General features: G+C 40.9%; 19 protein-coding genes, 1 pseudogene and 1 other annotated feature. Of the genes and pseudogenes, 19 read left to right on the forward strand and 1 reads right to left on the reverse strand.

Annotation, left to right across the window (positions count from 1 at the left end; genetic code table 11):
- The first annotated feature begins 21 nt into the window (after positions 1–21).
- The 18 genes from typA to D8792_RS07990 all read left to right on the forward strand — a co-directional run bounded on the left by typA (position 22) and on the right by D8792_RS07990 (position 20,992).
- The gene (gene typA, locus D8792_RS07905) at positions 22–1,869 is read left to right on the forward strand and encodes a translational GTPase TypA (RefSeq protein ID WP_005590809.1); all 1,848 of its coding nucleotides are present in this window, start codon (positions 22–24) and stop codon (positions 1,867–1,869) included.
- A gap of 34 nt (positions 1,870–1,903) precedes the next feature.
- Positions 1,904–2,161, forward strand: a complete 258-nt coding sequence (locus tag D8792_RS07910; protein ID WP_005590808.1) for a DUF3165 family protein — start codon at positions 1,904–1,906, stop codon at positions 2,159–2,161.
- 394 nt (positions 2,162–2,555) lie between these two features.
- Positions 2,556–3,908, forward strand: a complete 1,353-nt coding sequence (murD, locus tag D8792_RS07915; protein WP_125373604.1) for a UDP-N-acetylmuramoyl-L-alanine--D-glutamate ligase — start codon at positions 2,556–2,558, stop codon at positions 3,906–3,908.
- 1 nt (position 3,909) lies between these two features.
- A complete protein-coding gene (locus D8792_RS07920; RefSeq protein WP_125373605.1) occupies positions 3,910–4,980 on the forward strand; it encodes a UDP-N-acetylglucosamine--N-acetylmuramyl-(pentapeptide) pyrophosphoryl-undecaprenol N-acetylglucosamine transferase in 1,071 nt (356 codons plus the stop codon).
- Positions 4,977–6,164 (forward strand): cell division protein FtsQ/DivIB, encoded by a 1,188-nt coding sequence (locus D8792_RS07925; RefSeq protein ID WP_125373606.1) that lies wholly within the window; start codon positions 4,977–4,979, stop codon positions 6,162–6,164. The genes D8792_RS07920 and D8792_RS07925 overlap by 4 nt, the downstream gene beginning before the upstream one ends.
- A gap of 123 nt (positions 6,165–6,287) precedes the next feature.
- Positions 6,288–7,652 carry a cell division protein FtsA gene (ftsA, locus tag D8792_RS07930; protein ID WP_005592428.1) on the forward strand — a complete coding sequence of 455 codons (1,365 nt, stop codon included), beginning with the start codon at positions 6,288–6,290 and terminating at the stop codon, positions 7,650–7,652.
- 16 nt (positions 7,653–7,668) lie between these two features.
- A complete protein-coding gene (ftsZ, locus tag D8792_RS07935) occupies positions 7,669–8,934 on the forward strand; it encodes a cell division protein FtsZ (RefSeq protein WP_125373607.1) in 1,266 nt (421 codons plus the stop codon).
- Positions 8,935–8,938: 4 nt separating this feature from the next.
- Entirely contained in the window at positions 8,939–9,610 is a 672-nt protein-coding gene (locus tag D8792_RS07940) for a YggS family pyridoxal phosphate-dependent enzyme (protein ID WP_125373608.1), read from the forward strand.
- A 9-nt stretch (positions 9,611–9,619) separates the two neighbouring features.
- Complete coding sequence (locus D8792_RS07945) at positions 9,620–10,186, forward strand: cell division protein SepF (protein WP_005590801.1); 567 nt, start codon at positions 9,620–9,622, stop codon at positions 10,184–10,186.
- Between the two features lie 3 nt (positions 10,187–10,189).
- A complete protein-coding gene (locus D8792_RS07950; protein ID WP_125373609.1) occupies positions 10,190–10,465 on the forward strand; it encodes a YggT family protein in 276 nt (91 codons plus the stop codon).
- Positions 10,459–11,244, forward strand: coding sequence for a YlmH family RNA-binding protein (locus tag D8792_RS07955; protein ID WP_125373610.1), 786 nt, complete (start codon positions 10,459–10,461; stop codon positions 11,242–11,244). The genes D8792_RS07950 and D8792_RS07955 overlap by 7 nt, the downstream gene beginning before the upstream one ends.
- A gap of 9 nt (positions 11,245–11,253) precedes the next feature.
- Positions 11,254–12,039 (forward strand): DivIVA domain-containing protein, encoded by a 786-nt coding sequence (locus D8792_RS07960; protein WP_125373611.1) that lies wholly within the window; start codon positions 11,254–11,256, stop codon positions 12,037–12,039.
- Positions 12,036–12,238, forward strand: a binding site (T-box leader). Its footprint overlaps the gene before it by 4 nt.
- Positions 12,239–12,290: 52 nt before the next feature.
- Positions 12,291–15,083, forward strand: a complete 2,793-nt coding sequence (ileS, locus tag D8792_RS07965) for an isoleucine--tRNA ligase (protein WP_125373612.1) — start codon at positions 12,291–12,293, stop codon at positions 15,081–15,083.
- 191 nt (positions 15,084–15,274) lie between these two features.
- Positions 15,275–15,727 carry an NUDIX domain-containing protein gene (locus tag D8792_RS07970; RefSeq protein WP_125373613.1) on the forward strand — a complete coding sequence of 151 codons (453 nt, stop codon included), beginning with the start codon at positions 15,275–15,277 and terminating at the stop codon, positions 15,725–15,727.
- A 99-nt stretch (positions 15,728–15,826) separates the two neighbouring features.
- The gene (locus tag D8792_RS07975) at positions 15,827–16,129 is read left to right on the forward strand and encodes a DUF1827 family protein (protein WP_125373614.1); all 303 of its coding nucleotides are present in this window, start codon (positions 15,827–15,829) and stop codon (positions 16,127–16,129) included.
- Between the two features lie 273 nt (positions 16,130–16,402).
- Complete coding sequence (locus tag D8792_RS07980; protein ID WP_062004497.1) at positions 16,403–17,527, forward strand: AI-2E family transporter; 1,125 nt, start codon at positions 16,403–16,405, stop codon at positions 17,525–17,527.
- 387 nt (positions 17,528–17,914) lie between these two features.
- Positions 17,915–19,561 carry a phosphoenolpyruvate carboxykinase (ATP) gene (locus D8792_RS07985; RefSeq protein ID WP_125373615.1) on the forward strand — a complete coding sequence of 549 codons (1,647 nt, stop codon included), beginning with the start codon at positions 17,915–17,917 and terminating at the stop codon, positions 19,559–19,561.
- Positions 19,562–19,651: 90 nt separating this feature from the next.
- Entirely contained in the window at positions 19,652–20,992 is a 1,341-nt protein-coding gene (locus tag D8792_RS07990; RefSeq protein WP_125373616.1) for a hemolysin family protein, read from the forward strand.
- A 352-nt stretch (positions 20,993–21,344) separates the two neighbouring features.
- Here D8792_RS07990 and D8792_RS07995 read toward each other — a convergent pair.
- A pseudogene (locus D8792_RS07995) lies at positions 21,345–21,440 on the reverse strand (trehalose operon repressor); the annotation flags it as partial.
- 503 nt (positions 21,441–21,943) lie between these two features.
- On the opposite strand from D8792_RS07995, the gene pflA reads away from it, so the two are divergent.
- The gene (gene pflA / locus D8792_RS08000; protein WP_005590787.1) at positions 21,944–22,741 is read left to right on the forward strand and encodes a pyruvate formate-lyase-activating protein; all 798 of its coding nucleotides are present in this window, start codon (positions 21,944–21,946) and stop codon (positions 22,739–22,741) included.
- Positions 22,742–23,116 lie beyond the last annotated feature (375 nt).

Below are 23,116 nucleotides of genomic sequence, written 5' to 3' on the forward strand. Positions count from 1 at the left end.
TAATAAGATTTAGAGGAAAACATGACAAAATTAAGAGAAGATATCCGTAACATTGCGATTATCGCCCACGTTGACCACGGGAAAACAACCCTCGTTGACGAATTATTGAAACAATCTGAAACTCTTGATGCACGTACAGAGTTGGCAGAGCGTGCTATGGACTCAAACGATATCGAAAAAGAGCGCGGTATTACCATCCTGGCTAAGAATACAGCCGTTGCTTACAACGGAACTCGTATCAACATCATGGACACACCAGGACACGCGGACTTCGGTGGAGAAGTTGAGCGTATCATGAAAATGGTTGACGGTGTTGTTTTGGTCGTAGATGCCTACGAAGGAACTATGCCACAAACTCGTTTCGTGTTGAAAAAAGCCTTGGAACAAGACCTTGTCCCAATTGTTGTTGTCAACAAAATTGACAAACCATCAGCTCGCCCAGCAGAAGTAGTGGATGAAGTCTTGGAACTTTTCATTGAGCTTGGCGCAGATGATGACCAGCTTGACTTCCCAGTTGTTTATGCTTCAGCTATCAACGGAACATCTTCATTGTCAGATGATCCAGCTGATCAAGAAAAAACAATGGCACCAATCTTTGATACCATCATCGACCATATCCCAGCTCCAGTTGATAACTCAGATGAGCCTTTGCAGTTCCAAGTGTCACTTTTGGACTACAACGACTTCGTAGGTCGTATTGGTATCGGTCGTGTCTTCCGTGGTAGTGTGAAAGTTGGAGACCAAGTTACTCTTTCTAAACTAGACGGCACAACTAAAAACTTCCGTGTTACGAAACTCTTCGGTTTCTTTGGTTTGGAACGTCGTGAGATCCAAGAAGCCAAAGCAGGTGACTTGATTGCCGTATCTGGTATGGAAGATATCTTTGTCGGTGAAACTATTACGCCAACGGATGCAGTTGAGGCTCTTCCAATCCTTCACATCGATGAACCAACCCTTCAAATGACTTTCTTGGTCAATAACTCACCATTTGCAGGTCGTGAAGGAAAATGGGTAACGTCTCGTAAGGTGGAAGAACGTTTGCAGGCTGAGCTACAAACAGACGTTTCCCTTCGTGTTGACCCAACGGACTCACCAGATAAGTGGACCGTTTCAGGTCGTGGAGAATTGCACTTGTCAATTCTTATCGAAACCATGCGCCGTGAGGGTTATGAACTTCAAGTATCTCGTCCCGAAGTTATCGTAAAAGAAATCGACGGTGTTAAATGCGAGCCATTTGAACGTGTTCAAATCGATACTCCAGAAGAATACCAAGGTTCTGTAATCCAAAGCCTTTCTGAACGTAAAGGTGAAATGTTGGATATGATCTCAACTGGTAATGGTCAAACTCGTTTGGTCTTCCTTGTTCCAGCGCGTGGTTTGATTGGATACTCAACTGAGTTCTTGTCAATGACTCGTGGTTACGGTATCATGAATCATACCTTCGACCAATACTTGCCGTTGATTCCAGGGGAAATTGGTGGACGTCACCGTGGTGCCCTTGTTTCCATCGATGCTGGTAAGGCTACAACTTACTCAATCATGTCTATCGAAGAACGTGGTACCATCTTTGTCAACCCAGGTACTGAGGTTTACGAGGGAATGATCATTGGTGAAAACTCTCGTGAAAACGACTTGACTGTTAATATCACTAAGGCGAAACAAATGACCAATGTTCGTTCAGCTACCAAGGACCAAACAGCTGTTATCAAGACGCCTCGTATCTTGACCCTTGAAGAGTCACTTGAGTTCTTGAACGACGATGAGTACATGGAAGTAACGCCTGAGTCTATCCGTTTGCGTAAGCAAATCTTGAACAAGCAAGAACGCGAAAAAGCTAATAAAAATAAGAAAAAACAAGCAGCAGAATAAATCATTGAGTTGATTGGTGGTAGAAAGGAGCAGCATGATTTACCTGATTATTGGAATATTAATCCTGCTTTTCTATGTATTTGCCATTCCAACTAGTATTAAGGGAACGCTGAATGTCTTGACATTTGTACTCTTGCTGGTTGCCTTGATCATTTTGCTTGCTTTGGCAATTTTTCAAATTTTTAAATTGCCTGGAGAATTATTTGTGAGTATCTTTTTGATTATTATTACAGTGTGGGCCTTGATGGACATCGAGCGTCTAGTACCATCTCAGAAATCAAAAGAACTTTAAACTCATAAACTATAAGGAAGGAATTAGGATTTCAAAGGTTATGTAGACTTTTGGAGCCTAATTCCTTTTGTTTATCTAAAGCGAGATTCTTCAATGGTGGTTTTGGCTGAGTAAAAATATAATACAGATACCGATGTTTTTCATGTAAAGAAGGCCCGATTCTTTTGAATGCTGTTGACCATCAGTGAGTAGGTTAGGTTTGGTAAGGCACTGGTAATTAAATGTTTTGGATGGTTATTATCTATATAAATAGGTTTTACAAGGATTTCAAATAGAATAATATTTCTTCTTATTTATTAAAAGCTGATAACAGTTAAAATAAAAGCCTGATATGACTTTTTTATTTTCGCAAAAAAAGGTAAAATAGAAGGTAGTATGAATGAAGAGGTACATGATGAAGACTATTTCAAAATTTGCCAATAAGAAAGTTTTGGTGCTGGGTTTAGCTAAATCAGGGGAGTCAGCTGCCCGCCTTTTGGATAAGCTGGGAGCGATTGTGACGGTCAATGATGGGAAGCCTTTCGAAGACAATCCAGCTGCCCAATCTTTGCTGGAAGAAGGTATTAAGGTCATAACTGGTGGCCATCCTCTGGAACTGTTGGATGAAGATTTTGAATGGATGGTGAAAAATCCAGGCATTCCTTACAACAATCCTATGGTCATGAGGGCTTTGGAAAAGCAGATTCCTGTCATCACCGAAGTGGAGCTAGCCTATCTGATTTCGGATGCACCGATTATTGGGATTACTGGCTCCAATGGAAAAACGACTACGACAACCATGATTGCAGAAGTGCTAACAGCAGGCGGACAAAATGGTCTTTTGTCTGGAAATATCGGATTTCCAGCTAGTCAAGTTGCCCAAGATGCGGGTAAAACAGACACTTTGGTGATGGAACTTTCTTCCTTCCAACTAATGGGAATCGAAGCCTTCCATCCAGAAATAGCAGTGATTACAAATCTGATGCCGACACATCTGGACTATCACGGCTCTTTTGAAGATTATGTGGCGGCCAAGTGGAATATCCAAAAAAATATGACAGCTTCTGACTATGTCGTTTTGAATTTCAATCAAGACTTGGCGAAAGAATTGGCTAAGAAAACGACAGCCCAGGTGATTCCTTTTTCAACCCAAGAAAAGGTCGATGGAGCTTATCTGGACGGCGATGTGCTGACCTTCCGTGGGGAAGCCATTATGACAGCTTCTGAACTAGGCGTGCCTGGTAGCCATAATGTAGAAAATGCTCTAGCAACCATTGCTGTCGCCAAACTGCGCGGGATTGACAATCAAGTTATTAAAGAAACTCTGGCTCATTTTGGTGGTGTCAAGCATCGTCTCCAGTATGTGGGCGAAATCAATCAAGTCAAATTTTACAATGACAGTAAATCAACTAATATCTTAGCGACACAAAAAGCTTTGTCAGGCTTTGACAATAGCAAGGTCATTCTGATTGCTGGTGGCTTGGATCGTGGCAATGAATTTGATGAATTGGTGCCAGATATCAAGGGCTTGAAAAAGATGGTGATTTTGGGAGAATCGGCTGCGCGTGTTAAGCGGGCTGCGGATCAGGCAGAAGTAAGCTATCTGGACGCTTCAGATGTCAGAGATGCTACTCGCAAAGCCTTTTCTGTGGCGGAGCCTGGGGATGTTGTCCTTCTCAGTCCAGCCAATGCCAGCTGGGATATGTATAAGAATTTTGAAGTGCGGGGCGATGAATTCCTTGCCGTGTTTAAAGAATTAAAGGAATAGAATGAAAAAAATAGTATTTACAGGTGGAGGGACAGTTGGCCATGTGACCCTCAATCTTTTGCTGATGCCTAAATTTATCGAAGAGGGCTGGGAAGTCCATTATATCGGTGACCGTCATGGGATTGAGTACAAGGAAATTCAAAAATCAGGTCTACCTGTTGTTTTCCATTCGATTGCAACTGGCAAGCTCCGTCGCTATTTTTCTTGGCAGAATCTTTTGGATGTTTTTAAAGTGGCAGGTGGCATTCTCCAGTCGCTGGGCATCATGTTAAAAGTCCGTCCCAAAGCCCTATTTTCAAAAGGAGGCTTTGTGTCTGTTCCGCCAGTGATTGCGGCGAAGGTGACCGGCGTCCCAGTTTTCATTCATGAGTCTGATTTGTCGCTTGGTTTGGCCAATAAAATCGGTTATAAATGCGCGACAAAGATGTTCACGACTTTTGAGCAAGCTGAAGGACTGAGCAAGGCTGAACATGTTGGAGCGGTGACCAAGATTGCTGCCCCCTCTCAAACAGAACCAGCTGAGATTGAGAAAATCAAGGCTCATTTCACAGAAGGAAAACCTACCTTGCTCTTTGTTGGTGGCTCAGGAGGCGCTAAAGTTTTCAATGATTTTATTACAAAAAATAAGGATCGCTTGATTGAAAAATATAATATTATCAATCTCACAGGCGATGCTGGCTTGGATGAGCTTTCCCACCATATCTACCGAGTGTCCTATGTGACAGACCTATATCAGCCACTGATGGCTATGGCAGATGTCGTCGTGACACGAGGCGGTTCCAATACCATCTTTGAATTACTGGCTATGAAGAAGTTGCAAGTGATTGTACCTTTAGGGCTGGGGGCAAGTCGAGGAGATCAGATTGAAAATTCCAATTACTTTTTGGAAAAAGGCTATGCGCTTAAAATCAATGAAGAAAACTTGAATCGGGTCAATCTCCAAGTAGCAGTGGATGATTTACTAAGAGAAAAGGATGCCTATTATCAACGAATGGAAAAAGCACCTGAACTAACATCAGTAGATGATTTTTATGAAATTTTGAAGCAAGATATTGACAAAGGGAAAAAATGAAAAAAAGCAAGGAAGATAAGCAAGAAACTGCTCAACTTTCTCTTTCTGAATGGCAAGTCAGAAACAAAGAGTATCTTGAGAAAAAAGCTCAAGAAAAGGCAAAAAAGCAAGCTGAGTTAGAGAAAAAAAGAGCTGAACTAGAGCAGAAAAAAGAAGAAATGAAGGCGGAACTGGAAAATCAGCAGCCTTCTAACGAAGAAGATACAGTCTCCGAAGAAATTGACACAGACTCTCCTACAAGTGAAGAAGAAACTGAAGTGCAAGATTCTGAAACTGAAGGTGAGGAGCAAGAGGAAGTCCAAGAACAAGAAGAGCAAGAGGAAGAAGAAGTAGATCAGCTTGAGCCTCCGAAGGTTCCAATTGAGAAAGTCCATTGGTATCGGGCTTTGCCAGTTTTAGTGACAAGTTTTCTAATCTTTTTAGCTTCTCTTTATTTCCTCACGCCACTTGCAACTATGAAGACCATTGAATTTACTGGGAACAAGGTTGTGAGTCAGGAGGAACTAAAAAGCAGTAGCAAAATTGATCAGCGCGATTACACTGTTACTGTTTACAAAAATCGCCATCATTACGAGCAAAATCTGAAAGCTTCTAGCCCCTGGATTGAAAATGTAGAGATGACCTATCAATTTCCGCTGACTTTCAAAATCGATGTTCAGGAATATGGCATTTTAGGTTATTTGCAGAAAGATTCTAAGTATTATCCTATTTTAACGAGTGGAGAATACGTAAAAAATGAGGTTGCGGCTGATGCCTTGCCCGAAGAGCGGATGGATGTGACCTTTTCGGATGCAGGCTTGATCAAGGAGTTTGTTCAACAACTGAAGAATGTTCCTGATTCAGTAAAAAAGAGCATCAGAAAAGTTGATTTAACTCCTAGCAAGGTGACAGAGGATTTAGTGACTATTACCATGTTTGATGAACACCAAATTTTAGTTCCTATTTCTCATATTGCTAAGAAACTTTCCTATTATGAAGGAATTCATCCTCAGTTGGAAGTGCCAAGCGTGGTCGATATGGAGGCTGGTATTTTTAGCTATGCGCAAGGCACAGAAAATGAAGTTATCCATAAAGCTAGTAACGATGCGCAAGATACAGAATCTTCAACTCAACATGCAGAGCAATCTACCGAGCATTCTGCTCAATCTCAGGCAGAAAAGCCAGATATTTCTGAAAATAACTAATTATTATAGATAAAAAACTGCGCCAATTTCGTATTTTTATGATATAATAAAGTTTGGATAACCCTATTTTCTAGAGTTATTTGTATTAGAATGGAAACGTGGAAGACAGAGAGGACTGATGTAATGGCTAGAGATGGCTTTTTTACTGGATTAGATATAGGAAGTAGCACAATTAAAGTGTTGGTGGCAGAGCACATCAACGGTGAAATGAATGTTATTGGAGTCAGCAATGCAAAGAGTGCTGGCGTTAAAGATGGGATTATTGTCGATATTGAAGCAGCAGCAGCGGCTATTAAGTCAGCAATTTCTCAAGCGGAGGAAAAAGCGGGGATTTCAATTGGACTAGTGAATGTTGGCTTGCCTGCAAATCTATTGCAAATTGAGCCAACTCAAGGAATGATTCCTGTGACTAGTGACTCCAAAGAAATTACCGATGAAGATGTCGAGAGCGTTGTAAGATCTGCCTTGACCAAGAGCATGACTCCTGATCGTGAAGTGATTACCTTCATTCCAGAAGAGTTTGTTGTTGATGGCTTCCAAGGTATTCGTGATCCTCGTGGTATGATGGGGATTCGCCTAGAAATGCGCGGCCTACTTTACACTGGTCCTCGTACAATCCTGCATAATCTCCGTAAAACAGTGGAGCGTGCAGGAGTGAAATTGGAGAATATTATCATTTCTCCTTTAGCGATGACAAAATCCATCTTGAACGAAGGAGAACGGGAGTTTGGTGCGACAGTCATTGATATGGGTGGCGGACAAACTACAGTTGCTTCTGTAAAAAATCAAGAATTACAATTTACCAATATCTATCAAGAAGGTGGCGACTATGTCACAAAAGACATTTCAAAAGTCTTAAAAACTTCTCAGAAATTGGCAGAAAGCTTGAAATTTAACTATGGTGTAGCTTATGTACCATTTGCAGGCACAGAATCTTTCCCAGTTGAAGTCATCGGGGAAGTTAATCCAGTTGAAATAACAGAAACCTATCTAGCTGAAATCATCTCTGCTCGTATCAAACATGTTTTTGAACAAATCAAGCAAGATTTAGATAGAAGACACGTGTTAGATCTTCCTGGTGGTATCGTCATCGTTGGTGGTGGAGCGATCTTGCCTGGCGTTGTGGAATTAGCTCAGGAAGTATTTGGTGTTCACGCTAAATTATACGTACCAAATCAAATCGGTATCCGTAATCCAGCTTTTGCCCACGTGATTAGTCTTTCAGAGTATGCTGGCAATCTGACCGAAGTGGATCGAATTGCACAAGCTGCTGTTCGTGGAGACGAGCAGTTGCGTCATCAAGCAACTAGCTTTGAACGTCCAAGTCATAGAGTACCTCGCTTTGATCATCAGCCGGTTGAACCAGTTCAACCAGTTCAAGAGGTGGAACCAGAAATTGCACCGCTTAGAAATGAAGAACCACAAGAGGAACCCAAAGCTAGTCTTACAGATAAGATGCGCAATTTAATTGGTAATATGTTTGAGTAAGGAGAATAAATAGATTATGACATTTTCATTTGATGCGGCTGCAGCACAAGGCGCAGTCATTAAAGTAATTGGTGTCGGCGGTGGCGGCGGAAACGCTATTAACCGAATGATCGATGAAGGTCTTGCTGGTGTAGAATTTATCGCAGCAAATACAGATGTGCAAGCACTTAGCAGTGCAAAAGCAGAAACAGTTATCCAGCTTGGTCCTAAGTTGACTCGTGGTCTGGGTGCTGGAGGTCAACCTGAGGTTGGTCGTAAAGCAGCTGAAGAAAGCGAAGAAGTTTTGACAGAAGCCCTTCAAGGAGCAGACATGGTCTTTATCACTGCTGGTATGGGTGGTGGCTCTGGTACAGGTGCTGCACCAGTTATTGCTCGCATTGCTAAATCAGTAGGCGCCCTAACTGTAGCAGTCGTGACACGTCCATTTGGCTTTGAAGGAAGTAAACGTGGTAATTTTGCCGTTGAAGGAATCAATGAACTGCGTGAACATGTAGATACTCTTTTGATCATTTCAAACAACAACCTTTTGGAAATTGTTGACAAGAAAACTCCGCTTCTGGAAGCCTTGAGTGAAGCTGATAACGTATTGCGCCAAGGGGTTCAGGGTATTACTGACTTGATTACTAGTCCTGGCTTGATCAACCTTGACTTTGCAGACGTGAAGACTGTTATGGAAAATAAAGGTAATGCTTTGATGGGTATCGGTATCGGAAACGGTGAAGAACGTGTTATCGAAGCAGCTCGCAAAGCTATCTACTCTCCACTTCTTGAGACAACTATTGATGGTGCAGAAGACGTGATCGTCAACGTTACTGGTGGCCTAGATATGACCTTGATTGAAGCGGAAGAAGCTTCTGAAATCGTTAATCAGGCAGCTGGTCATGGTGTCAACATCTGGCTTGGTACTTCTATTGATGAATCTATGAAGGATGAAATCCGTGTAACTGTTGTTGCAACAGGTGTTAAAGAGGATAAGGTTGATAAGGTAAGTGGATTGCAAGGTGTTAAACCTGCGAGCCGAGCTGAGCAAGTACGCCCAGCACAGTCATCTGCTCATTATGATCGAAACTTCGATATGGCAGAAACAAGAGAAATGCCAGCTCCTTCTCATCGCTCAACTGTAGAAACTTCTAGAGCTTCAGCCTTTGGAGATTGGGATTTACGTCGTGAATCAATTGTTCGTCAAGCAGAACCTGTGCCTTCTAGTCGTGTAGAGCGCTTTACAGATATTAAGGAAGAGGATGACGAACTTGAAACACCGCCATTCTTTAGAAATCGCTAATTAAATGGATTTTCAAGTAAATAAAGATTTAATTTTTCAAAATGTTGCTCAAATAGTTGAAAAAGAAAATCGATTGAAGGACTCCGTAAACATTATTGCGGTTACCAAGTATGTTGACTGTGAAACAGCGAAAAAACTCGTGGATACAGGAATCAAACATATTGGAGAAAATCGAGTAGATAAGTTTCTTGAAAAATATCATGCCTTAAAGGAAGAGAATCTTACTTGGCATTTAATTGGTAGTTTGCAGAGAAGAAAAGTGAAAGATGTGATCAACTATGTTGATTATTTCCATGCTTTAGACTCTGTCAAATTGGCTCAAGAAATCAACAAGCGAGCGGATCATGTGATTAATTGTTTTTTGCAAGTCAATATTTCAAAAGAAGAAAGCAAGCACGGTTTTTTAGTTGAAGAACTAGATAGTGTTTTACCAGAGCTTGTAGCCTTAGAAAATATTTGCATTGTTGGTCTGATGACCATGGCTCCACTCGAAGCTGATCATCAAGAGCTGAATCAGATTTTTTCAGAGGCATATCAGCTTCAATTAAACTTACAAAGTAAACAGTTAAAAAACATGCCCTTTTCTGATTTGAGTATGGGAATGAGCCGTGATTATCCAGAAGCGATTGCCAACGGCTCAACCTATGTCAGAATCGGAACAGCATTTTTTAAATAGGAAAGAACTATGTCATTTAAAGATAAATTTGATAAATTTATAGAATACTTTACAGAAGATGGAGAAAAGTCTGACTTACCAGTACAGCCTTTAGATGAATCTGATTCTGTTTTGAAGCCTGCAGAGATCGAGCCAGTTCCGGCTGCATCAGCAAAGGAAAGCGCACGTACTCGTTCAGTTTCTTCACAAGTCCAACAAAAACCGGCAACGGAAAACATCACTAGATTGCATGCTCGCCAACAAGAACTGGCTCAGCATCGAGTGAAATCTAGTGAGAAGGTTACGATTGATGTTCGCTATCCGAAAAAATATGAGGAAGCGACAGAGGTTGTTGATTTACTTGTGGCGAATGAGAGTATCTTAATTGATTTTCAATATATGACGGAGGTACAAGCAAGACGTTGCTTGGATTATCTTGATGGAGCACGCTATGTTTTGGCTGGGAACTTGAGAAAAGTTGCTAGTACCATGTACTTGCTTACTCCAATCAATGTTGTCGTCAATGTAGAAGATATTCGCCTTCCCAACGATGTGGATCTGAGTGAATACGATTTTGATATGAAACGCAGCAGATAATTAATGATTTACTTTATTTTAAAATTAGTTTCTAATCTAATTGATCTTTACTCCCTTCTCGTCTTCATCTATGCACTCTTGTCTTGGTTCCCTGGAGCTTACCAAACAGCCCTAGGAAGGCTTGTCGGTTCTCTGGTTGAACCATTTTTGCGTTTATTCCGCAGGTTACCTTTGCAGTTTGGTAGATTAGACTTTACTGTTCTGGTGGCACTTTTTGCCTTGAGAGTGCTTGATACCTTATTTCTACACATTCTTGCTTCCTTGTTATTGCTATGGTAAACAATATCTATCAGCATTTTTCTCAGGATGATCAAGACTTTCTTGATAAAAGCATGGAATTGCTTCAAAGAGTAGAAAATCAATATAGCTATGAGACGACTGCTTTTTTGAATCCTCATCAGGTCAATATTCTCAAAAATTTGAGTAAGCAATATGATGTGCAAGTATTTGCTAGTTCAGATTATTTTCCAAGTGAGTTTGCTAAAGTGTTGATTGCACCTAGCTATTATCAATTAGAACTCGAAGATTTTGATGTGCTCTTGCTAGAGATTACCTATGCAAGTAAGTTCTACAAGGTAACTCATTCACAAATTATGGGAACTCTTTTGCATCAGCTAGGGATTGAGAGGCGGACGTTTGGCGATATCATCGTCGTGGATGACCGTGCACAAGTATTTGTGGATAGAAGATTAGAAGAATATTTCATTACGAATGTTTCTAAAATAGCTAAAGTTCCAGTTCGGCTAAGAAGAGTTGATTTCAAAGATCAGTTACAAGATGCACCGGTGACTAAAACAACGGATGTTTTGGTCTCTAGTCTCAGATTGGATAAGCTGGTAGCGACAGTCTTTAAATTATCACGTAGTCAAGCTGTGGAACTAATCATGGGGAAGCAGGTAAAGCAGAACTACAGAACCATTGATAACCCTAGTCACCAGCTCTCTCTGGGGGATTTGATTAGCGTTAGGAAATATGGAAGATTTAAGATTTTAACAGAAAATGGTTTTTCCAAAAACGAGAAGCATAAACTAACAGTTGAATTATTACCTAGTAAATAAGGAGGAGACATGGCACTAACATCATTAGATATTAGAGATAAAGCTTTTTCGACCAAATTTAGAGGGTACGATATTGATGAAGTTGAAGAATTTCTTGATATCATTGTCAATGATTATGAGGAATTAATTCGTGAGAATCGTGAGAAAGAAGCAAAAATCCGTAATCTTGAAGAACGTCTAATTTATTTTGATGAAATGAAAGACTCGCTCAGCCAATCTGTTTTGATTGCACAAGATACAGCAGAGCGGGTCAAACAGGCAGCACAAGAACGTTCAGGAAATATTGTGCAGCAAGCAGAGCAAGATGCGCAACGTTTATTAGATAGAGCCAAGTATAAGGCAAATGATATTCTTCGTCAGGCTACAGATAATGCCAAAAGAGTAGCTGTTGAGACAGAAGAATTAAAAAATAAAACACGCGTCTTCCATCAGCGCCTCAAATCGACGATTGAAAGTCAACTAAGTATTGTTGATTCTCAAGATTGGGAAGATATCCTTCGCCCGACTGCTACCTATCTTCAAACTAGTGATGAAGCCTTTAAAATGGTAGTTGAAGAAGCGCTTGGAGAAAAAGTTGAGCTAGAGGAAGAAGTGGATGTTACGCGCCAATTCTCACCTGAAGAATTAGCTGAATTGCAAGAACGAATTGAGCAAGCAAATCGAGATTTGGCAGAAACACAGACTCTTCAGACTATAGATGAAGAGCTGATCCAAGCACAACAGAAAGAAATTTTAGAATCTGGAGAACTTTCAGATTTAGATGAAGATTCTAAAGTTCAAGTAGATCTTTTATAAGTGCAGAAACACAAGGCAAATAAAATATTTTCAGCGAGCAGGTGGTGGTGAAAGACCTGTAATCCCTTTTGTTTGACTTATCATTCTGCTTCATCGTTTCTGAATCGAGTAAGAAACGACGTCTGCCTACGTTACGGGCTAAGAGGGACAGGTTTTTCCTGTCTAAACAAAGGTGGTACCACGAATTTTCGTCCTTTCGGAGAAGTTTGTGGTTTTTTATTTTGAAAATTATAATGGAATAAGGAGACTAAATGAAACTCAAAGAAACCCTGAATCTTGGGAAAACTGCATTTCCAATGCGTGCTGGCCTGCCAAATAAAGAACCAATCTGGCAAAAAGAATGGGAAGAAGCAAAACTTTACCAACGTCGTCAAGAATTGAACCAAGGAAAACCGCATTTTGTCTTGCATGATGGCCCTCCATACGCAAACGGAAATATCCACGTTGGACATGCCATGAATCATATTTCTAAGGATATTATTGTTCGTTCGAAGTCTATGGCTGGGTATTATGCACCTTACATTCCAGGTTGGGATACCCATGGTCTACCAATCGAGCAAGTTTTGGCAAAACAAGGTGTCAAACGCAAAGAAATGGACTTGGTTGAGTACTTGAAACTTTGCCGTGACTATGCTCTTTCTCAAGTGTATAAACAGCGTGATGATTTCAAACGCTTGGGAATGTCAGGAGACTGGGAAAATCTATATGTGACCTTGACGCCTGACTATGAAGCTGCTCAAATCCGCGTCTTTGGTGAAATGGCTAAGAAAGGCTATATCTATCGCGGTGCTAAACCTGTCTACTGGTCATGGTCATCTGAGTCAGCCCTTGCCGAAGCAGAAATTGAATACCATGACTTGCTTTCAACTTCCCTTTACTATGCTAACCCCGTCAAAGACGGAAAAGGTGTCCTAGATACAGATACCTACATCGTTGTATGGACCACTACGCCATTTACCATCACAGCTTCTCGTGGTTTGACAGTTGGCGCGGATATTGACTACGTAGTCGTACAACCAGCTGGTGAAACTCGTAAGTTTGTAGTTGCTGCAGAATTGTTGAACAGTTTGTCTGAGAAATTTGGTTGGGCTGATGTACAAGTCTTAGCAACTTACCGTGGTCAAGAATTGAACCACATCGTTACAGCTCACCCATGGGATACGGCTGTAGATGAGTTGGTAATCCTTGGTGACCACGTTACGACTGACTCAGGTACAGGTATCGTCCATACAGCTCCTGGTTTTGGTGAGGATGACTACAATGTCGGTGTTGCTAACGGCCTTGAAGTTGCTGTAACAGTAAACGAACGCGGGATTATGATGGAAAATGCTGGTCCTGATTTTGCAGGTCAGTTCTATGATAAGGTTGTTCCAACTGTTATCGAAAAACTTGGTAATCTTCTCCTTGCCCAAGAAGAAATCTCTCACTCATATCCATTTGACTGGCGTACCAAGAAACCAATCATCTGGCGCGCTGTTCCACAATGGTTTGCCTCAGTTTCAAAATTCCGCCAAGAAATCTTGGATGAAATTGAAAAAGTGAAATTCCATTCAGAATGGGGGAAAGTGCGTCTTTACAATATGATTCGTGACCGTGGCGACTGGGTTATCTCTCGTCAACGTGCTTGGGGAGTTCCACTTCCTATCTTCTATGCAGAAGACGGTACAGCTATCATGACTGCTGAGACTATTGAACATGTGGCTCAACTCTTTGAGGAATACGGTTCTATCATCTGGTGGGAACGTGATGCCAAAGACCTCTTGCCAGAAGGATTTAGCCACCCAGGTTCACCAAATGGCGAGTTCAAGAAAGAAACGGATATCATGGACGTATGGTTTGATTCAGGTTCATCATGGAATGGTGTTTTGGTAAATCGTCCAAATCTGACTTATCCAGCTGACCTTTATCTTGAAGGTTCTGACCAATACCGTGGTTGGTTCAACTCATCACTCATCACATCTGTTGCCAACCATGGCGTAGCACCTTACAAACAAATCTTATCACAAGGTTTTGCCCTTGATGGTAAAGGTGAAAAGATGTCTAAATCTCTTGGGAATACCATTGCTCCAAGCGATGTAGAAAAACAATTTGGTGCGGAAATCTTGCGTCTCTGGGTAACCAGTGTAGACTCAAGCAACGACGTGCGTATCTCTATGGATATCCTAAGCCAAGTCTCTGAAACTTACCGTAAGATCCGTAACACCCTTCGTTTCTTGATTGCCAATACTTCTGACTTTAACCCAGTTGAGGATGCTGTAGCGTACCAAGAACTTCGTTCTGTTGATAAGTACATGACTATCCGCTTTAACCAACTTGTTAAGACTATTCGTGATGCTTATGCCAACTTTGAATTCTTGACAATCTACAAGGCCTTGGTGAACTTTATCAACGTTGACTTGTCAGCCTTCTACCTTGATTTTGCGAAAGACGTTGTCTACATCGAAGGTGCCAAATCACTTGAACGTCGTCAAATGCAGACTGTCTTCTATGACATTCTTGTCAAAATCACGAAACTCTTGACACCAATCCTGCCTCATACTGCGGAAGAAATCTGGTCATATCTTGAGTTTGAAGTTGAAGACTTCGTTCAATTATCAGAATTGCCAGAAGCTGAAACTTTTGCCAACCAAGAAGAAATCTTGGATACCTGGGCAGCCTTCATGGACTTCCGTGGACAAGCTCAAAAAGCCTTAGAAGAAGCTCGTAATGCCAAAGTAATCGGTAAATCACTCGAAGCCCACTTGACAGTTTATCCAAATGAAGTCGTGAAAACTCTTCTTGGAGCGGTGGATAGCAATGTGGCTCAACTTTTGATCGTGTCAGAATTGACCATCGCTGAAGGTACAGCTCCAGAGAGTGCAGTAAGCTTTGAAGATGTAGCCTTTACAGTTGAACGCGCTACAGGTGAAGTATGTGACCGTTGCCGTCGTATCGATCCAACTACTGCTGAACGTAGCTACCATGCAGTTATCTGTGACCACTGTGCAAGCATCGTAGAAGAAAACTTTGCGGATGCAGTCGCAGAAGGATTTGAAGAAAAATAATCCAGTCTAATATGACTAGGTTTGACTGATAGCTAGAAGAAGTTCCGTCTCAACTGAGGCGGGCTTTTTCTACTTGAGAACGAAGGGACCAAGTTTCCTTGTGAAAGCTGAAAAAATAAGTTTAAACTCTTGACAGGCTAGTATAAGTTATTTATGATAGTAGTAAAGATTAGAAGGAATGAGGAAAGATAATGGCCCATCCAGTTTTTGGAGTTCATGAGGAAAATGTCGAATATGTGACGCGTTATGGAGTTTACGCGGTAATTCCGGATGAAAAGAAAGAAAGTATTATTTTAGTGCAAGCTCCTAATGGCGCTTGGTTTCTTCCTGGAGGTCAAATGGAAGAAGGAGAAGACCAGCTGGCTACTCTCGAGCGGGAATTGCTGGAAGAGCTTGGTTTTAGCATCCAAGTAGGAGATTACTTTGGTCAAGCGGACGAATATTTTTACTCTCGCCATCGGGATACGCATTTTTATAATCCAGCCTATATTTACGAAGCACTTTCGTATCAAGAAGTAGAAAGGCCACTGGAAGACTTTAATAATCTGGCATGGTTTCCTGTAGATCTTGCCATTGAAAAATTGAAACGTGGCAGCCATAAATGGGGAATTGAGCAGTGGAAGCGCAAATATCAGAATAACTAACCTGCTATATGTAAAATAATATAAATTACAGGTAATCGTTCACAATTCCTGAAAAACGTGTTATAATAATAGCGACGATTTAAGGTAGGAGGCAAATGAATGAAGCTTATAAATACGACGAATACCCACGCAGAATTAGTAAAAAATCAATTGGAAAGCACAGACGCAACGCTGGTAGAGGTTTACTCTGCTGGCAATAGTGATGTTATTTTCACAGAAGCACCCACCCATTATGAAATTCTCATTTCAAATAAGCATCGTGCGATACGAGAGCAAGAAATTGAAAAAATTAGAGAATTCTTTTTGAAACGAAAAATTGACCAAAAGAATATTGACTCTTCTGCCATTCGGACGATCTATGCTAATAGTTTGATTGAGATTTCAATCCCGATTAAGGGCTAATCATCTGCTTAAGATTTTAAATTTTTGTAACATTATCATTGCACTATTTGCTTCCTGATGGAGGTAATAGCAAAATCGCTTGAAAGACTCCGCTTTTCAGCTCTTGCTTTCAGGTGATTTTTTATTTGTCTGATTTAGATTTTGAATTGTGTGATCTTTTCTGACTAGCCAAATTCTTCGAACTTAATAATGTTTCCATTTTTATTCTTTCTTTTATGAAATCACCTTTATTTTATGATAAATTATGGTAAAATAACTTGGAGGAGAGTAAAGATGTTTCATAAAAGTAAGTTAATGTTTTGGACCAGTGAAGTCTTGCTGCTGACGATTATCTTTTTCATCTGGCGCCAGATGGGAGATATGATTACGCCGGTGGTGAGCGTTATCAATACGATTTTAATTCCTTTTGTTATGGGAGGATTTCTCTACTATATTACAAATCCTCTGGTGACACTGCTCGAAAAAAAGTTGAAAATCAATCGAATTTTCGGGATTTTAATCACTCTTTTCCTACTCTTTGGCCTAGTGACAGTCGGAGTAATCTACCTCTTGCCAATTTTGATTAACCAGCTGTCCAGCTTGATCAACTCGACACAAAATCTCTATTGGGAAATTCAGAGTTTTGTCAATCAATTATCCAAAAATCCTTTATTTAAGAGTTTAAATATTCAGTCTACTATCCAGCAACTCAATCTGTCCTATGTAGATATTCTGCAAAATATTTTAAATAGTGTTACCAATAGTCTGGGTAGCGTAGTGTCTGCTGTCATCAATACCCTCATGATTCTCATCATGACGCCGATTTTTTTGGTCTACTTCCTGATGGATGGGCACAAGCTTTTGCCTATGCTGGAGCGGACCGTTCTCAAGCGCGATAAGCTCAATATATCAAGTCTCTTGACCAATCTCAATGCGACAGTTGCCCGTTATATCAGCGGTATTTCGATAGATGCCTTGCTGATTGGGACCTTAGCTTATATTGGTTACAGTGTCATTGGACTCAAGTATGCCTTAGTATTTGCTATTTTCTCGGCTTTAGCTAACTTGATCCCTTATGTGGGCCCTAGTATCGGCTTGATTCCCATGCTGATTACCTACTTTTTTACTGACCCTCATAAAATGCTGGCAGCCTTGATCTATATGTTGATTATCCAGCAAATTGATGGGAATATCCTCTATCCTCGTATTGTTGGGAGCGTTATGAAGGTGCACCCTATTACGATTATGGTTCTCTTGCTTCTTTCAAGTAATATCTATGGTATTATGGGCATGATTGTAGCGATTCCGACCTACTCCATCCTCAAGGAAATTGTGAAATTCCTCGCCAACCTCTATGACAATCACAAAGAAGCTCAGCAGCAAAAGAAGAATGAAGAATTTGGTATTATAAAAAAATAGGAGAGTGGGACAGAAATCGGTAATTCGTTAGAATTCGATTTCGTCGTCTCACCTCCGCACAGTTGAGTAGGGATGTAAAAGCTGATGAAATCAGCGTAGTAGAGCCCACTCAACCACTGCGTCTTGCTAGACAATCCAAAAACAATTGAGGAGTCTGGGACAAAAAGATTTTAATTTTTAAAAATCTTAATTATTAAGCCCTTCAAATCTATTATTAAATGCAAAAAGCGAACAAAGCAGAATTCTGATTACCAGAAAACTAGTTTTGTTCGCTTTTTATATTTGATGTCGGACTTTTCTCCCAAACTCTTTTTTACTGCATTTTTTATGGTTCATCATCGGATATTTATGCTAAAATAATAGTAATAGCATAAAGGAGGTATCGTTATGGTAACACGTCGTAAATTTTCTCCGCAAGAAATAAGAAAAGATTCTTCTTATTTTTCGCCCTTGAAGACCATTGTAGAGACAGCCTTTTATGAGAATCAGGTGCAGGCAATCAAGACCGTAGAAGAGGCCTATCAACTGGCCTCGGTAGCTGCTGGAACGGTTGTGCTGGACATGCCGGTGATTCATACGAAGGAGCTGGGACTTCCTTCTTATGCCCGCGTTTTATTAACTAACTCGGGGGCGGTTGTCGGCCGAACTGCCAAGGCTAGACGAATTTATGGCAGAGATCGTCAGGAGGATGAGCATTTGCTGTTTCTGGTTCGTAGTGCTGTTTATCAGGCACATCAGAGGACCTTTTATAAGGCAGATGCAGTCGTGGGGCTGGATGAGGACTTCATGGTTTGCGCCCATCTGATGGTTCCTCAGGAAGAAATCAACAATCTCTATTCTTGGCTCTTGAATTTCCAGATTTTGGATGAGGAATTTAAGAACCGCTTACGAGCTTCTAAAAAGTACGAGGAAAATGATATCTTTGTCTTTTTTGACCCTAAATGGAAGCATCCAGACTACCCAGAAGGTTTGGTTTACTTTGACACCAATCATAATTGCGCCGTTATTCTGGGCTTAAATTATTTCGGGGAGCTGAAAAAGGCAACCTTGACTTTGGCGTGGGGAACGGCTGCTAGAAATGGCTATGTTGCCTGCCACGGAGGTCTGAAAATCTTCAAGCAGAAGACGGACAAAGAAGACTATGTTGCATCTTTCTTTGGGCTGTCAGGTTCAGGAAAATCCACATTGACGCATGCCAAACATGATCATAAATATGATATCAAGGTTCTCCATGATGATGCCTTCATTATCTCAGTCAAGGATGGCTCCTCTATTGCCCTCGAGCCGTCTTATTTTGACAAGACCAATGACTATCCTACGGGGCACAGTGAGCAGGATTTCTTTGTCACTGTGCAGAATTGTGGAGTGACGCTGGATGAAAATGGGCGGAAAAAGCTAGTGACTGAGGACATCCGTAACGGGAATGGACGGACCGTCAAATCGCGTTTTGCGACTCCAAATCGAGTAGACAGAATTGATGAGCCCATCAACGCTATCTTCTGGATTATGAAAGATGACTCTCTGCCGCCTCTGGTTAAGATCAATGATCCGCTGATGGCTTCCACAATGGGCTGCACCCTGATGACCAAGCGCTCAAATGCTGAGAATGTCACTGGCTTGCACGAAGACTTGGTTATTGAACCTTATGCCAATCCTTTCCGAGTTTATCCACTGGTGGAAGATTATCGGAAATTCCGTCGTTTATTTGAGTCAGGAGTTGCTTGCTACATTATCAATACTGGATTTTATATGGGAAAAGGCATCTCAAAGGAAGTATCTTTAGACATTATCGAGCAGATTGTAGAGGGAAGGGCTCAATTTAAGCCTTTTGGTCCTCTGGAAGGTTTTGAATACTTGGATTATAAGGGCTATGCTGTTCCAAACTTTGACGAAAAGTATAGACAGCTCATTCGTGAAAGAATGCAGGTCCGTTTAAACTTCCTATTGGCCTTTAATCAGAAATATCCCAAGACAGCTCTGCCTGTTGGAGCTATTTCTCGGCTAGAAAAAGTCTTGCAGGACTTAGAGGATTAGTCTGCAAAACGCTTTCTAATAAATCCTTGTGCACGAATCCCAAAAATATGTTATAATCAAGGTTGATTATAATTTTTAGGAGAAGAATCCATGGAAGACCCTGGCAGTCAGAGTATTTTATTGCAAGCAATACTGCTATTTGTTTTAACCTTACTAAATGCCTTTTTCTCAGCTTCTGAGATGGCGATGGTGTCGCTCAATCGAGCTCGCGTTGAGCAGAAAGCCGAAGAAGGCGATGCCAAATACGTTCGTTTATTAAAAGTTCTTGAAAGCCCTAATAACTTTCTGTCAACGATTCAGGTCGGTATTACCGTCATTAATATCCTGTCGGGGGCAAGCTTTGCGGATAATTTAGGGAAAATCTTTGCTTCTTGGATGGGTGATTCCAAAACGGCACATGCAGTTGCTAGTTTCTTGGCTCTTGCCCTCCTTACCTATATTTCTATTGTTTTTGGGGAGCTTTATCCTAAGAGAATCGCTATGAATCTCAAGGATAGTTTGGCTATTCGCACTGCGCCAGTGATTATCTTCCTAGGGAAAATCGTTAGCCCCTTCGTTTGGTTGCTCTCAGCTTCGACTAATCTCCTTAGTCGGATTACGCCGATGCAGTTCGACGATGCAGACGAAAAGATGACGCGGGATGAGATTGAGTACATGCTGACCAAGAGCGAGGAGACGCTGGATGCAGACGAAATCGAAATGCTGCAGGGGATTTTCTCGCTGGATGAAATGGTGGCGCGTGAACTAATGGTGCCGCGGACGGATGCCTTTATGGTTGATATTCAGGATGATACCAAGGAAATCATCGAAAGTATCCTCAAGCAGAATTTCTCGCGGATTCCTGTCTATGATGGCGATAAGGACAATGTGATCGGCTTGATTCATACCAAACGCTTGCTAAATGAAGCCTTCGCCAATGGATTCGACAATCTAAACCTCCGCAAGATTCTGCAAGAGCCACTCTTTGTACCTGAAACGATTTTTGTAGATGATTTGCTCAAATCTCTCCGGAATACCCAAAATCAAATGGCGATTCTGTTGGATGAGTATGGTGGTATGGCAGGTCTCGTGACGCTTGAAGACTTGTTGGAAGAAATCGTCGGTGAAATCGAAGACGAAACAGACAAGGTTGCTATCGAGGTTCATGAAATAGGTGAGAATACTTATATTGTTTTAGGAACGATGACCCTCAATGACTTTAATGAGTACTTTGAAGTTGAAATCGATAGTGATGATGTGGATACTATTGCTGGTTATTATCTGACTGGTGTTGGAACCATTCCAAATCCAACAGAACGGCTCAGCTATGAAGTGGAAAGCCAGAATAAAAAACTGATTTTGACCAACGACAAGGTTAAAAATGGCCGTGTCACCAAGGTGAAAGTGGAAATATTTGAAATGATTGAAGAAGATGAAGAAGCTGAAAAATAATTCAGCTTCTTTTGTTTTAAGTTTTCTGCAAGATTTTTATAAGGAATGCTTAAGCTGAAAGTCTTATACTAGTCTCAACAAATAAGAAATGAGGGCAGTCCAATGACATATAAAGTAAAAGTAACCTATCAGAAATCATTCATTCGCTCCAAGCTAAACGAAGTAGCCTAACCAGTACTAGCAATAGAAGCAAGAAATAGATTCTCGTATCAACATTTCATAAATTTTTCATATCATCTCCTAAATATAAACAACGTATAAAACTAAAAACAAACCAAAGAACAGGAAAACTCCTCTGCTCGCTAGATTTTAGCTGACAGAGGAGATTTTTTATATTTGCTGAATAGAATCCTCATTCTTTTTGTCGTGTGGCAAAATCCACAAAGCGAAATTTATCTAATTTGTGCCGGCTTTCTGTATACTGAAACTGGCGGCCGTCGGAGAGATAGAAGATAGAGCATTTTTAGATATTATCAAATTAGGCAGGTACTGATTTCGAATTACGAGGAGATAACGGTAACAACGACCATGAATCTGCAGCCATACTAAACCTTGGCTATTCTGGTAAAATAATGATTAAAACCAGCTTAAGCTTCTTTTAAGTATGGTGCAGTATACTAGAAACATCAAATGAAGACCTCTTAACTTTATTTGATAGAAGGAGTCCTTTAGTTTAACAGATGAGCAGCTGTTATAGCTATAGTTCCGTACCTTTTTTTCATAACAATCTCCGAAAAGGTCGCCTCTAGGGCGGCTTTTTTTATGGAGAAAGATGGAAACGGAGAGTAGTAGTTTTTAGAAAAACTGAAAAACTCTATCTGTTGTAACACAATGAAAATGAAACTGAAAAACAGTTTATTTTCTAAAAAATAGGCAGAATCTATCTATTTTCACTCGAATCGTGATATAATGTAATTATGGTAAAACGTTTTCAGGTACAAGAGGATTATTATGGTTGAAGAAGCGATTGATTATGGGAAAGTAACGGGAATGGTGCATTCTACGGAGAGTTTTGGAGCTGTGGACGGACCAGGTATCCGCTTCATCGTCTTTTTACAGGGCTGTCATATGCGTTGTCAATATTGCCACAATCCAGATACTTGGGAGATGGAGACCAACAAATCTCAGCTGCGGACTGTGGATGATATCCTACAAGAAGCTCTTCGTTACAAAGGTTTCTGGGGAAATAAAGGTGGCATCACCGTCAGCGGTGGAGAAGCACTTCTGCAGATTGACTTTCTGATTGCCTTCTTTACTAAGGCCAAAGAACTGGGGATTCATTGTACGCTGGATACTTGTGCTCTGCCTTTTAGAAATACGCCTCGTTATCTAGAAAAGTTTAATAAACTGATGGCGGTGACGGATTTGGTCTTGCTGGATATCAAGGAAATTAATGAAGCGCAGCATAGGATCGTGACTACCCAGACCAATAAAAACATCTTGGCCTGTGCAAAATATCTCTCAGATATTGGAAAGCCAGTATGGATTCGTCACGTTCTGGTGCCAGGCTTAACGGACCGTGATGAGGACTTGATTGAGCTAGGTAAGTTTGTCAAAACACTCAAGAACGTTGATAAGTTTGAAATCCTTCCTTACCATACTATGGGAGAATTCAAGTGGCGGGAGCTGGGCATTCCTTATTCACTGGAAGGCGTGAAGCCACCGACTGCTGATCGGGTCAAGAATGCCAAGGAACTGATGCAAACAGAATCCTATACCGAATACATGAATCGGGTGCATAATAACTAAGTGATGTAAGTAGGGTAAGATGAGGCTGGGACAAAAGTCCTAGCCTCTCAATTGTCTTTGGATTGTCGAGCAAGACGCAGTGGTTGAGTGGGCTCTACTATGCTGATTCCATCAGCTTTTACAGCCCTACTCAACTGTGCGGAGGTGGGACGACGAAATCAAATTCTAACGAATTACAGATTTCTATCCCACTCTCATTTTTCTCAAGAAAATATCTGCTAATTCTTTGGGATAGCCTGATTTTATAAAATTTGATAGCATGATCAGCACCTATTTAAATACGTTACAGGTAGTGGTTGTCTGATTTTAAAAGGATGGATATATTAGAAGTTTTATATCAAGTTTGTTTCTTTTTGTGTGAGTAGCTTTTATCTC

The sequence above is a fragment of the Streptococcus cristatus genome, assembly GCF_003943505.1.
Classification (GTDB): domain Bacteria; phylum Bacillota; class Bacilli; order Lactobacillales; family Streptococcaceae; genus Streptococcus; species Streptococcus cristatus_E.